Here is a 12,580-nt window from a genome sequence, read left to right as displayed (position 1 = left end):
GCAAAAAAAGCTGCAACCTCTGTGAAGTATAGGATTACAGCTTTTTTTGGCTATGTTTACTGGTCACAGGGTAATGCTAGAGTAGGTGAATCGCCTGCTCTAGCTTTTTACATAAATACCACATATTCATTCTAGTTTCAGGGAAAAAGCAGTCATGATTTTCTGTTCTCTGCTCTTTACTAGACTGCATTTTGAGAAGTGGGTAGGGAGTTTTCTGTTGTCAACGAAATTGAGATAAAGGGAGGCAAACTTATTTTTTACCTTCTCTTATTGCGAGGAAAGTGCTTTCTCAGTTAATTTAACTTTACCTAAAGCTATTTTACGACTCTCAAAAAGTTTCATTACTCCAGTTGCAATTGTCCCGACTACATCCGGGTCGCAATAAGATAGAAATTCCTCAGACCGCATATTACCAGCAAAGAAATCTTTAGCTTTCTTCAACAGGTGTTCAATTTCTGCAAAACCGATGGATTTGATAATAAATGTAGCAACTGGGGAGTTTTTAATATCGTAACGTGATTCTTGATTGCGCCCTTTTGCTAACAGGTCGAGTACTTCTTTTTCCAGTTGGCTTTTCAAGGGATGGGTCAGCGGTATTTCGGGTAGAAAGTTCTCTAAAGCAGATGTTGTAAATCCCGGCGTGGGTAATTCTCCCATCATAGTCGAAAGTGGAATGTCTCGGCCTAAGCGGTAAGAAAGTGCTTCGAGAATGGCAATTGTAATCAGTTTTGCACCTAAATACAGCTTGGCAACTTCTATGTTTTTTCGGGTTCTGGAAATTAAACCTAAGTAATTTTCCTCACTTGGTTCTCCCATAAAATGATGAAAAACCAGTTCGGGTTTCAGGAAGTTCATAAATCCTTCCATTTTTTGTAGAGACCTGCGGTATCCGCCAACTGTGTAGGAATTAACATTACTCAGTTCGTGATTAGTTTCGGGCATAAGATTCCAGGTATTATCCAAAAAATCTGCCGAATTAGGATAGGCAAAGTTCTCAACGTCGCGGTTGCCCAATCTCACTGATTGTCTGACTACTTCGCAAGTTTCGGCATCTGTCCAGCCAAAGTTAAACTGAATATTAGCCTCAATTAAGCGGTGGTGAAGTAGTTCGCTGGCAGTCAAGCCAGATGGTGAAATTGGTCGAAATGGAATTGTCGCTTCGATGCAGGCTGCGATTTTGGCAATGATATTAGTGGGTAAGAAAGGCTCTAAACATTTTGCAGCCATGATCGCGCTCAAAAATTCATTTTGACCTGCGAAGGGTGAGAGAGTTTGTCCGGGAACAAACCCGAATATAACTGCTACTAACTCGTACATCAAGTCTTTAGTAATTTCATTTTCGTCTTTGATTACTAGCTGCGATCGCACCTCCTTGACAAACGGACAAATATAGCTACTGATGTTAAAACCAACACCCTGATCTACTTGAACGTAAACCATGTCGTGAAATAAAGCTGCCAATACCTCGACGGGATCGACTGACCCCCCGACCTCAAAAATATGTTCTGACGTATGAAAGTAACGCCAAGGGCCCCTCATGGTTTGAATAATCAGCTCGGCTGTATATTCAAGTCGATCTGGTTCTACTTGACCGCCTAGCTGTCTGATTGACGTTACCAAGCAATCTAAGCATCGTTTCTGCTCAGCTAAAAGCTCCATCGCGCACCTCCACTGCTTTCCCTGATTCCTCGGCTTGATTGCATACTATCAAAAGCGCTAGTTGAATGCCATCTGTGACTTAGTATCGTACATTACAGGAGATTTCACTCCTGCTAAATTTGTTGCATTTTCACTAAATTATTACAAATAGATGTCTCTATACGGTAGCCTTCCCCTAGATGGATGTCAAAACTCTAGCGATCGCTGCACGATCGACTGAGAACTAAGAAATCTAGGAGATAGACGGCGTGCAATTTGTATCTGATCCGCCAATTCCCGTTAAAATCGGCAAGATGAAAGAGCGGGTGCGGTGGCAAGACAGATTAATTGTGGAACGGGGTATCGATCAAACGCGGCTGGTGTTGGGCGATCGCTCTCCAGATAGTGAAGAGTTCTCATTTTTAGTCGCAGGCGATAGCGGATCGGGAAACGAGGGCGGACAGAACCCCCAGCGTCGCGTTGCCCAAATTATGGCTGCCCGCCGCGATCGCTGCCGTTTCCTGCTGCACACTGGAGATGTCGTTTATCTAGTCGGTTCCAGCGAGTATTATCAGCAAAATTTTATTAACCCCTACCGCGAGTTTCTAGTCGGAGGTGACGCGCCATCCCACATTGCCTACGACAAAATGGTATTCAATCTGCCGTTCCTCCCGGTTCCTGGCAATCACGATTACTACGACTTACCCCTGATCTACGGCATTCTCGCCCAGAGTGCCTTGCCGCTGCGCCGTCTGTTCCAGTCGAAATTAGATTTCGATGTTGGTTGGCACGGATCGCGCCAAGGCCATGCTTATGCTAAAGCGTTTCTTGATTGTCTCCAAGCTTTTAACCTTCCCGGCCAACTCGATCGCCACCTAGATACTCACTACACTGCCCAAACTAACACTGGTCGCTGTTTGCACTACGAACCTGGACGCTTTACCCGTTTGCCAAATCGTTATTACACTTTCCGCAGTGGGGGCATTGATTTTTTTGCCCTAGATTCAAATACTTTTAACGCGCCGCTACCGCTACCAGCGACGCAGGCGGGAGATGCTTACCGCCGCGAGTTGGAAGTTCAACGGCAGGATTTAGAACAAGAAAGGTTGCAAATTCTGGAAGCTTCGGCAAATTTGAATCGCGATCGCCCTCAAGAAGCTGAACAGTTGGACGATTTCCGCGCCAAGTTAGCGCAGATTGATGAGCAAAGGTTGGACATTGATAAACACCTGGCAGCAGACAAAACAACTGTAACTGACTCCGAACAGCTTAACTGGCTTAAGGAAAGGCTGATTGCATCTTGGCAGAGTCCAGACGTGCGAGGGCGGGTAATTTACCTGCATCACCCTCCCTATGTCACTGAAGCGACGAAGTGGAATCAAGGTCAAACTTTGGCAATTCGTTATCGCCTCCGCGAGGTATTTGATGCGGTGGCGGATGCAGTTGGAGACTTGGGGGAACGGCGAGGAGTGGCAGATTTAATTCTAAGTGGTCATGCTCACTGTTTGGAATATATACGCACTGGGGACACTGGGCACGCTGATGCTTATACAAATTGGATTGTTTGCGGAGGTAGCGGTCATAGTCTGCGCCGTCAACGGGAGGAAGGGCCTGTATTGGTGGAGGCCTTTGATGAGGCCCAGAGTTACCAGTTGGCGCGATCGCAGGGAAAACGACCTGACAAGGGTAGCATCCCCGTTGCCGAATCGCTGCTTTTTGTCGGTCGCAACGGTCAAGGTTCGCAAAAACGCCGTCCTTACTCATTTTTACAGATTGATGTTTTGGCAGGGAACCCGCCTAAATTCAGAGTCCGACCCGCGATCGCTGAACGCTTTAAAGGACAATGGCATTACAGTGAAGTTAAACCATTTATTATTTGATTTTTGGGATTGTTAACTGTTAACTGTTAACTGTTATAGCAACCTTCTTGGCAATTAAGGCGTTCTGAGTTCCACCAAACTCGCTGATTCTATTCCCTTCTTTCCCTTCTTTCCCTTCTTCCCCTTCTTCCCCTAGTCCCTAGCCCCTAGCCCCTAGCCCCTATCTTCCCTAGTCCCTAGCCCCTTCTTCCTATAAAAAACCCCAGCCAAATTTGGCCGGGGGCGATCAATCAGGGTGCATCTACCAACTTACTTTCCAATGAAAATAAAAGAGATCCGGAAAAATTGGAAACAAATTAGGTCTAGGTTGGGGAAGTCTTTATTTTTACAAAATTATTCTATTCAACTCTGCGGTGAACTAGAGTTGCAGTAGCTTGATCTGTGGGCACTAAGAGGACTTCACTAATATTAACGTGAGGCGATCTCGTCGCACAAAAATACACCACATCCGCCACGTCATCAGGTGTCAAAGGTGTTAATCCTTGGTAAACATTTTTTGCCCTCTCCCCATCGCCATGAAACCGTATTTGACTAAATTCTGTTTCCACTAAACCTGGGTCTACCGAACTCACTCTAATTGGCGTACCCAAAAGGTCTTGTTTTAAACCTTCGGAAATTGCTTTAACTGCTGCTTTTGAGGCACAATAAACATTACCACCTGGATAGGTTTGATGACCGGCAATTGAGCCAATATTTATTACGTGACCGCGACCTCTACTCACCATCCCAGGTACAATATAACGAGTGACATAAAGCAATCCCTTGACGTTGGTATCTATCATTTCCTCCCAATCTTGGAAATCGCCCTCGTAAAGTTTATCTAAACCACGACTTAAGCCAGCATTATTAATTAGAATATCAACTTTTGCCCAGGCATCAGGTAATTTGGTAAAAGCCGATTCAACTTGAGCGCGATCGCGCACATCTAACTGTAGAAAATAAATCTCTGTTTCAAACTCTTTAGTTAGTTCCGCAGCCATATTCTTCAACCGTTCAAGGCGGCGAGCAGCTAATATTAGTTTAGCACCTCCTCTAGCAAAAATTCGAGCACAAGCTGCACCAATACCGCTGCTAGCACCCGTAATTAAAACAATTTTATCTTGAACTGAACTCATTTTTTTACTTACTATTTGTTCTCAGTAAATCTCTGATTTGCAGTAAGGATTTTCCAGCTAAAATCCTTACTGCCACAGAATTTTATTACTTTACAACTCGGAGGCGCTGAGTAATTACGGTAATGCCGCCTTGCCGCATCAATATTGCTGAAATCCAGCGATTTTCTGGGGTTTCTGGTGCTTTTCCTACCTTAAATACTCCTCCAGAAGCTAGTAATTCTAGTTCTACTGGACTGGTACTAAAAAATGTTTTTTCTGAAATTGGTTCTTCCAAAGCTGTGCCAATTAAGATATCATTGCCGAGAGGTTCTTGCACAATGGCATCAAAATTATATTCTTGACCAACATTGACTTGCTCTGGTAAATTCATCTGAATTGTAGGTGGATTTTCACCAGAAGTTAGCTGATTTCTCTCTGCTAAAATCTCTTGTTTAACAATTCTATTCCCTTCAAAGCGCTGCTGAGAACGGATAGTAGATTTAAGTTTTATCTCTCTATTTTCTTTCTTCTGAGTACCTGTAATCGTAGTCTCAGTTTCAGCAATAAATGCGTTCCCTTCCGCTTTCCAAGATTTAAGCTCGGTACTGTATTTCAATATAGAATAACCCTGCCAGAATTGCTTGATAGCTTTCTCCATACTCTGGCGGTTTAAGCCATCAGAATTTGTAAAATTTTGACTGTAAAAATTCATCAAGGCTTTAACATTTTGGCTGTTCGCTGCGGCATCAATTTCACTCAGGAGTTTTGTCAATTCAGCGGGTGCGTTTGTAGGGGTTTGAGCAATGATGGTAGCGCGATCGGCGAGGGTACCTTGAGCCTTGACAGGGGAGGGATTTAGTAAGCCAATCCCACCAATTGTTAAACTTAGAAATAGAGGGGCGATCGATGACAGGCCGACTAAGGGAGAGGCGATCGCATCTTTTACTGAGAAGCGATCGGGAAAATATTTAGAAATATTTGGCAGGGAATTCAAAGGATTACGCATTTGATGATATTTTGGTGATTTGCCAGGATAGAGTCAGCGAGGGAATTCACCTCTTCTGACTGCTTTGAGATTGTAGGATGTGGGTGGAGGAACTAACTATCAGCATGATAATCTAAAATTTCAAATTTCCCATATAAAATCGATCGATCTATTGAGCTTCTAGGAGAAAAAACGTCTTGACAAATACGCAGATTCGATTACTGATTGCAGCTAGCGGTACTGGAGGACATTTATTTCCTGCGATCGCCACCGCCGAGCAATTGAGCGACTATCAAATAGAATGGCTGGGAGTCCCCGATCGCATGGAAACCGAATTAATCCCACCTCTCTACCCCCTCCATACTATCCCCGTAGAAGGCTTCCAGGGGCGATTTGGGCTGGGTACAGCGCGAATTCTGGGTCGGCTCGCCAGTTCCATCCTTGAAGTGCGGAATCTGCTAAAACAGGGCAATTTTCAGGGCGTTTTCACCACTGGCGGCTATATTGCAGCACCCGCGATTTTAGCGGCGCGATCGCTCGGTTTGCCTGTTATCCTCCACGAGTCTAATGCTTTGCCAGGGAAAGTAACGCGCTGGTTTGGCCCTTGGTGTACTAAAGTTGCGATCGGTTTTGAGGCGGCGGCGCAGTATTTGCCTCGCGCTAAGACGGTTTATGCGGGTACGCCAGTGCGATCGCAATTTCTTACACCTCAACCCTTGGACTTGCCAATTGCTGAGAATGTTCCCCTAATTGTAGCAATGGGCGGCTCCCAAGGTGCAGTAGGAATTAATCAATTAGTTAGACAATGCGCTCCTGCTTGGTTTAATGCAGGTGCAACGATTGTACACTTAACAGGAAATAATGACCCGGATGCTGATACTCTCAAACATCCTCAATATTTTTCCCTGCCATTTTATAACAATATGGGTGGACTATTGCAACGCGCAAATTTAGCAATTAGTCGTTCTGGTGCGAGTGCGCTAACAGAATTAGCCGTCACAGGAACGCCTGCAATTTTGATTCCTTATCCCTATGCAGCGGAAGATCATCAAAGTTTTAATGCCGCAGTTTTTACCAAAATTGGCGCAGCCTTATCTTTCCGGCAAAGTGAATTAAATGCAGAAGTTTTAGAAACTAAAGTGTTGAATTTATTAGCAGATTCCGAACACTTGGCAAAAATGTCGGCTGCCGTTTATAAGTTGGCAGTTAATGATAGTGCAACTCGTTTGGCAAACTTAGTGCGCGAATTATTAAATCGGTAGGGAGGAATAATTCTATGAGAACTGACACCATCTTTTATCAACTTTTTCAAACCTTACCCAGTGTATTATTTGAACTTATTGGTGAACCTGCGTCACTAGCTGAAGGCTACCAGTTTACTTCCCAGGAAATCAAAGAATTGGCCCGCCGCTTTGATGGAGTATTCTTACCTCCAGAAGGCGACATAGACTCACTGATTTATTTTGTGGAAGTACAATTCCAGAAAAAAGATGATTTTTACTGGCGATTTTTTACGGAAATCTTCGTTTACTTAGGTCAATATCAACCTGTTCAAGATTGGCGTGCTGTAGCGATATTTGCAAGCCGCAGTTTCGATCCCGGCATCCCAAGGCCGTATCAGCGATTTTTTACCCATGAAAGTGTAGGTTTTTCTCCCCTTTTGCAGCGAGTGTATTTAGATGAGTTAGGGGAACCAAGTAACCTATCTCTAGAATTGGGAATGGTGAAATTAGTGGTGCAGAATGAAGAAAATGCTGTTGAGCAAGCTAGGGAATTAATCGGCAAAGCACGGCAAGAGATTTCTGATGCCGCTCTCAAGCAAAAAGTTGTAGGATTGATAGAGACAATAATGGTCTATAAATTACCGCAGTTTAGTCGCCAGGAGATAGAAGCCATGTTTGGATTACAGGAGTTAAAACAGACAAGGTATTTTCAGGAAGTTAGGGCTGAAGCTAAAGAGGAAGGTAAACTCGAAGGTAAACTCGAAGGTAAGCTCGAAGGTAAGCTCGAAGGTAAACTTGAATCAGTTCCTCGCTTATTAGCACTTGGGTTGAATGTGGAACAGATTGCTCAAGCCTTAGAATTGGATATTGAAGCCGTAAATAAGGCTGTGGCGGAAAACTAAAACTATTAAGATTTGGCAGTCAGCTACAAGTTGGTTTCGGCTGACTGCTAGGGAGCATCCCCATTTGGCAAATAAACTGCTTATTCTGTAGTTCTCAGCCGATCTACCGCTGCAAGTAAACTCTCTGAACTAGCATTATGATCCAAGAAAGAAAACAAATGTTTAAACTGAAGTATTCCTTGTTTATCTAAAACAAACTGCCCTGGCAAAGGAGCCCCCAAAGCTTGACCGACTTGATATGCTCGAAATACTCGACAAGTAGGATCGCACAGCAAGGGTATTTTTAAACCTAAATCTGTAACCACGATTTGACTTTGCCGGTCATCGGTACTGGTAATCATCAATAGTTCTACATCCCGCTCGGCAAACTGCTCGTAGTTTTCATTAAGTGCTTTAATGTGGGGGAAGCAAAACGGGCAATATTGCTTTTCCGTGAAGATGCGGGTAAATGCGAGTACAACTGGGCGATCGCCCCGGTAATTTGATAAACGCACCAGTTTACCGTTGGTAATATCTGGTAGTTCAAAGTCTGGAGTTATTTCTCCCACTTTAAGCTCGTTTGTAGCGGGAACGGGAAAAAAGTTTTGAAAAAAGCGCTGATTTAACAAGCCCCTAAAGTCTGTGGAAGTCAGCATAATTTCTAATTACTAACTAATTACTAACTAACTGGTAGTTGTTAACAGTTAACAGTTAACAGTTAACTGTTAACTGTCAACAACTTGGATTATACCGCCGCAAAGTATACTTTAGACTTCACGGGATCTGGATTCATTGTCTTTTCTCCAGGCTGCCAACCAGCGGGGCAAACTTCATCAGGGTGAGACTGGACGTGCTGAATGGCTTGCAGGGTACGGAGCGTTTCATCTACATTGCGACCAAAGGCGAGGTTATTAATCGTTGAGTGCTGGATAATACCTTCTTTGTCGATGATGAACAGACCTCTCAGAGCGATTCCTGCTTCTGGATCGAGGACGTTATAATCGGCGCTAATTGTTTTTTTGATATCAGCAACTAAGGGATAGTTGAGGTCGCCAACGCCGCCGGATTTGCGATCGCTCTGTATCCAGGCCAGGTGAGAAAATTCGCTGTCAACGGATACGCCCAGAATTTCAGTATCGAGTTTCTTGAACTCTTCGTGGCGATCGCTAAAAGCGATAATCTCTGTCGGGCAAACAAAAGTGAAGTCCAAGGGGTAGAAAAACAAGACTACATACTTTTTGCCTTTATAGTCAGACAGTTTAACCGTCTTGAATTCCTGATCCACTACGGCTGTGGCTGTGAAGTCGGGTGCAGGTAGACCAACCCGGAGGGTTTCGGTTTCTGTTTTAACGGCCATGAATTTATTCTCCTTGAATTGCTGTAGGCTTAGTCCCAAGGTCGCCCTTGAGCAAGTCTGTCCAGGCAGATACTAATTTTACGAACTGTTACAAATATACCATACTCATAACGACTACAACTACACTCCGCGATCGAAAAACGCGCTCGAACAGAGTCAGCGCGTTTTTTACTTTATTAAATATGGCTCAGGCGGGATTTGAACCTGCGACCGAGGGCTTATGAGTCCCTAGCTCTGCCACTGAGCTACTGAGCCAAGTTGGTTTCACGATTTTTTATCTTAGCACAAGGTCGCCAACAATAGCTAGACCAAATTGATAAAAAAAACAAAACTTTCAACTCCGAGTTATTGGTTTTGATAATAGGGAAACTGCCAGCCAATACCGTGAGGACATACATAGCAAGCAAAGGGGGCATCCCATCGCCCCCGTTGCAGGTAAACAGTGTCCCTACAACTCAAGGGAAATCCCTATTGAGAAGCAGTCCTAGAGTCATCTGGTAGAAATGCCATTGGATTGACAGCCCCTTGTGCAGAAGTATGAATTTCAAAGTGCAAGTGAGGGCCGGTACTGAAGCCAGTGCTACCCATTTCCGAAATTTGCTGACCTTGAGCCACACGCTGACCTTCTTGCACCAAAATTCGGTTGTTGTGGGCGTAAAGAGTGACAGTACCGTTGGCGTGGGTAACTTCCACCAGGTAGCCATAACCCCCGTCATTCCAACTTGCATAAGTCACAACACCAGCATCGGCAGCCACAATTGGTGTCCCAATGTCACCTGCGATGTCAATGCCCTTGTGCATCCGTCCCCAGCGCCAGCCATAGCCAGAGGAAAGAACTCCCTTAGCCGGCCAAATAAAGCCCTTAGAGGGCATAGAGCCTGCCGGTAGATAGGTATCGGCTCCGGGAAGAGGAGGTAACTCAGGAGAAACCATCCGTCCCAAGGAAGGATTGCTCAGAGGGTCGTAAGCATCAGCACCTAGAGGAGCTGTGGCAACGAGGGGCTGCCCAGAGGTAGCAGAGGGCTGTACCGGGGCGACTCCGACTGCACGCTGCTGTGAATTGGCTCGCTCTTGTTGCTGCTGTCGCTGCAACTGCTGGGCCCACTGTCGAGACTGGGGCGTGCTAATTTCGTTCTGTACTGCTTGAGCGTAGCGCTGAGGATTGAACTCTGGATTGATAGGTTCAATACTATTTGAGTGGTTAGCCTCCGCAGTTGGTAACTGCGTATTGCCAACAAAAGCTGTGGTTGATATTGTTTTTACTTCCTGCTGATTGTTTCTATCTGCCCGATACTCCTCTCGGAGCCTGGTGATTTCCGATCTCAAGCGATCGGCGTAAGGGTTGGGCGAATTTGCGGCTGTGGAAGTTTGCAAATCGACCGTTACCATCTCATTGCCAGCTTGCTGAACGGGCACTGAGGAGGGCAGAGTTGGGGTTGTGTTCTCAACAGCTAACTCCCTAGCGGGGGAAGTCAGTTCAGTTGTGGGCGCAAATGATTTTTCGACCGCGCCTTGAGAGTTAGCGGGAACGGAGATTTGCCGGAGTGTACCTGTAAATTTTGGCTGAGCATTGAGAGTGCTATTGCCTTGGTCGCTAACACCTGGGGTCGAAAATGCTGTGAGCGGAATACTATTAATTTTTGCCACTGTCGGTACAGAAACGGAGGATGCACCCTCAGCGTTGGTTAGCGAAGAGATTACCGATACAGTTGGGACGGATGCTGCAACGCCAGAACTAGGGGCGGCAGAAGACTCAGCCCGCATTAAAGGAATGGGAGTTTCTGCAACGGGCTGGGCGTTAGTGGAATTAGAGCCTGATATGACTGTTGCCTGCTCCCCATAGCTGTGCGACTGGATTTGGGGAATTCTTAAGGCTTGATTGAGTTTGAGGTAGTGCGGATCGCTAATATTGTTAGCTGAAATCAGGTCTACGACGGATATGCCATAATTTTGGGCGATCGCGTCGAGGGTATCCCCCTTCTGCACTCGGTAAATTACCGATGATGGTGCTAGAGCCGTCCCGTCAGGCTCAATCACAACTGTCCCAGTAGCGTTAGGTGCAACTAGGGACTCAGCCGACTCAATAGCCGGGGCTGGTGGGAACGCTGTCTGAGAACTAAAGCTAAAAGCGTCAAATTTATCCGTAGGGACTGCGGGCAAAGTCTGGGGTGCTGTTGCACTCTCCTGTGTAGTTTCTGGAGTCCCAGTCACCTCAGTTAGCCCATCAGTGCTTTCCCGTCCAGATTCGGATAAATTGCCAGGTTCTTCAGATTTCAACTGAGTTTGATAACTTGTCGCCGAGTGGTTTTCCTGCTTATTCCAGTGGTTAATTTCAACTTCTCTGGTTGGCTGGTTGAGCTCATTAATTTCTGCCGAGCGGGCAGGCGAGATCGCTTCTGTTGATTGCTGTCCTAACTGCTCTGTCTGATTTGATTTGAACTCTTGTTCGGTATCGACATAGCGGGTTTGAGAGGGCAGCGTAGCAACGGTGTTGCCTGTTTTCGCATCTGAGGAGATGACGTTCAGGGATGGAATTTTTAGCTGTTGTCCTACTTGCAGTAAGCTATCTGACTTAATGCCATTAGTTCTTGCCAGAGTATTTGCATCAACTTCGTAGTCCTGAGACAATTCCCAAAGGGTTTGCCCCTTTTTCACCTTCACCACCCCTGAGTTCAAGAGTGCAGGATGAGCGGCTTCATCCTCAACATTGAGAGCGTTGGGCTGTATTGCCAGGGGTGTGGGCTGCATTTCGGTGGTGGCTTCCCCTGCTACGGAGTCGGCCGCTGTGGCTGCGTCACCTCCTGTAGGCAGCAGGAGGCTGGAAGCACCTACTGAAATTGCTAGTCCAATCATTGCGGCAGAACGAACTCTACCAGTACCGGCATTTGCCTGCTTGGATGATTCGGCAGTGCCGTCGATGTTGATTTCACGGGCATCAACAAAGTTTATTTTATCGGGATTTGTTCGTTTCAAAAAAACGACCTCCTATCGAGAAGCGCTTAACTATCCTTGGAAACACTCAAGGGGATGAGCTATCAATGATTCAAATCACGGTTAAAAGAGATCCTAATCATTGACAGTAATCATGCTTAGGCAAGATTACCCTGCTTTTTTAATTTAGACAAGCTTAGACGGTAAAAAAGTTTAAGCCGCAGGTAACAAGTGCTGAAGCGACACTGACAAAGCCTTGTTGTGTAATAGCTGTTAGCCTTAAGTCTGCATGCCCTGTTGTCATAAGGCTTTTCGTGTCATTATCACCACCCAAATCTACGCTGGTTTTCAGGAAAACCACAACCGTAAATATACGGGATAAAGCAGCGGATAGATTATTGAGTAAATCTCAGTCAAAAAGACTAAAAAAAGTCTGTTCTTCTTATGTACCAATCTTTTGAGTCATTTATCTGCCCTCAGTATTCCCTGCTATAGGATGATAAAAATCTATCAATCAAGTAAGCTAATAAAGTCAGGGTAATATATGATTTTCTTATCTTAATCTCAGCATTTTATGGGTTGATGGGTATT

The 12,580-nt window shown here is 45.3% G+C and carries 9 protein-coding genes and 1 tRNA gene; 3 read left to right on the top strand and 7 right to left on the bottom strand.

What is annotated here, in order from left to right; genetic code table 11:
* Positions 1-267 precede the first annotated feature (267 nt).
* Positions 268-1,659 (bottom strand): cupin domain-containing protein, encoded by a 1,392-nt coding sequence (locus OSCIL6407_RS0119620; protein WP_019487573.1) that lies wholly within the window; start codon positions 1,657-1,659, stop codon positions 268-270.
* Between the two features lie 248 nt (positions 1,660-1,907).
* Between OSCIL6407_RS0119620 and OSCIL6407_RS0119615 the strand changes: the two genes are divergently transcribed.
* Positions 1,908-3,518 (top strand): metallophosphoesterase family protein, encoded by a 1,611-nt coding sequence (locus OSCIL6407_RS0119615; protein WP_007354948.1) that lies wholly within the window; start codon positions 1,908-1,910, stop codon positions 3,516-3,518.
* A 338-nt stretch (positions 3,519-3,856) separates the two neighbouring features.
* On the opposite strand, the gene OSCIL6407_RS0119610 is transcribed toward OSCIL6407_RS0119615, so the two are convergent.
* Both OSCIL6407_RS0119610 and OSCIL6407_RS0119605 read right to left on the bottom strand, forming a co-directional pair.
* Complete coding sequence (locus tag OSCIL6407_RS0119610; protein WP_007353604.1) at positions 3,857-4,633, bottom strand: SDR family oxidoreductase; 777 nt, start codon at positions 4,631-4,633, stop codon at positions 3,857-3,859.
* 85 nt (positions 4,634-4,718) lie between these two features.
* A complete protein-coding gene (locus OSCIL6407_RS0119605) occupies positions 4,719-5,618 on the bottom strand; it encodes a nuclear transport factor 2 family protein (RefSeq protein WP_007353605.1) in 900 nt (299 codons plus the stop codon).
* Between the two features lie 176 nt (positions 5,619-5,794).
* On the opposite strand from OSCIL6407_RS0119605, the gene murG reads away from it, so the two are divergent.
* Entirely contained in the window at positions 5,795-6,859 is a 1,065-nt protein-coding gene (murG, locus tag OSCIL6407_RS0119600) for an undecaprenyldiphospho-muramoylpentapeptide beta-N-acetylglucosaminyltransferase (RefSeq protein WP_007353606.1), read from the top strand.
* 14 nt (positions 6,860-6,873) lie between these two features.
* Positions 6,874-7,722, top strand: a complete 849-nt coding sequence (locus OSCIL6407_RS0119595) for an Rpn family recombination-promoting nuclease/putative transposase (protein WP_007353607.1) — start codon at positions 6,874-6,876, stop codon at positions 7,720-7,722.
* A gap of 80 nt (positions 7,723-7,802) precedes the next feature.
* Here OSCIL6407_RS0119595 and OSCIL6407_RS0119590 read toward each other — a convergent pair whose 3' ends face one another.
* The 4 genes from OSCIL6407_RS0119590 to OSCIL6407_RS0119575 all read right to left on the bottom strand — a co-directional run bounded on the left by OSCIL6407_RS0119590 (position 7,803) and on the right by OSCIL6407_RS0119575 (position 12,031).
* On the bottom strand, positions 7,803-8,357 hold the full coding sequence (locus OSCIL6407_RS0119590; RefSeq protein ID WP_007353608.1) for a peroxiredoxin family protein: 555 nt from the start codon (positions 8,355-8,357) through the stop codon (positions 7,803-7,805).
* Positions 8,358-8,446: 89 nt separating this feature from the next.
* Entirely contained in the window at positions 8,447-9,058 is a 612-nt protein-coding gene (locus OSCIL6407_RS0119585; protein WP_007353609.1) for a peroxiredoxin, read from the bottom strand.
* Positions 9,059-9,241: 183 nt separating this feature from the next.
* Positions 9,242-9,313: transfer RNA gene (locus OSCIL6407_RS0119580), tRNA-Met, on the bottom strand.
* Positions 9,314-9,526: 213 nt separating this feature from the next.
* On the bottom strand, positions 9,527-12,031 hold the full coding sequence (locus OSCIL6407_RS0119575; RefSeq protein WP_007353610.1) for a peptidoglycan DD-metalloendopeptidase family protein: 2,505 nt from the start codon (positions 12,029-12,031) through the stop codon (positions 9,527-9,529).
* Positions 12,032-12,580 lie beyond the last annotated feature (549 nt).

The sequence above is a fragment of the Kamptonema formosum PCC 6407 genome (genome assembly GCF_000332155.1).
Lineage (GTDB): Bacteria > Cyanobacteriota > Cyanobacteriia > Cyanobacteriales > Microcoleaceae > Kamptonema > Kamptonema formosum.
This window is presented reverse-complemented; position numbering and strand designations above follow the sequence as displayed.

Bases quoted from the DNA above. Each gene is read 5' to 3' on its own strand.
- OSCIL6407_RS0119595 (WP_007353607.1), top strand. From the start codon at position 6,874: ATGAGAACTGACACCATCTTTTATCAACTTTTTCAAACCTTACCCAGT.
- OSCIL6407_RS0119605 (WP_007353605.1), bottom strand. From the start codon at position 5,618: ATGCGTAATCCTTTGAATTCCCTGCCAAATATTTCTAAATATTTTCCC.
- OSCIL6407_RS0119620 (WP_019487573.1), bottom strand. From the start codon at position 1,659: ATGGAGCTTTTAGCTGAGCAGAAACGATGCTTAGATTGCTTGGTAACG.
- OSCIL6407_RS0119590 (WP_007353608.1), bottom strand. From the start codon at position 8,357: ATGCTGACTTCCACAGACTTTAGGGGCTTGTTAAATCAGCGCTTTTTT.
- OSCIL6407_RS0119610 (WP_007353604.1), bottom strand. From the start codon at position 4,633: ATGAGTTCAGTTCAAGATAAAATTGTTTTAATTACGGGTGCTAGCAGC.
- OSCIL6407_RS0119585 (WP_007353609.1), bottom strand. From the start codon at position 9,058: ATGGCCGTTAAAACAGAAACCGAAACCCTCCGGGTTGGTCTACCTGCA.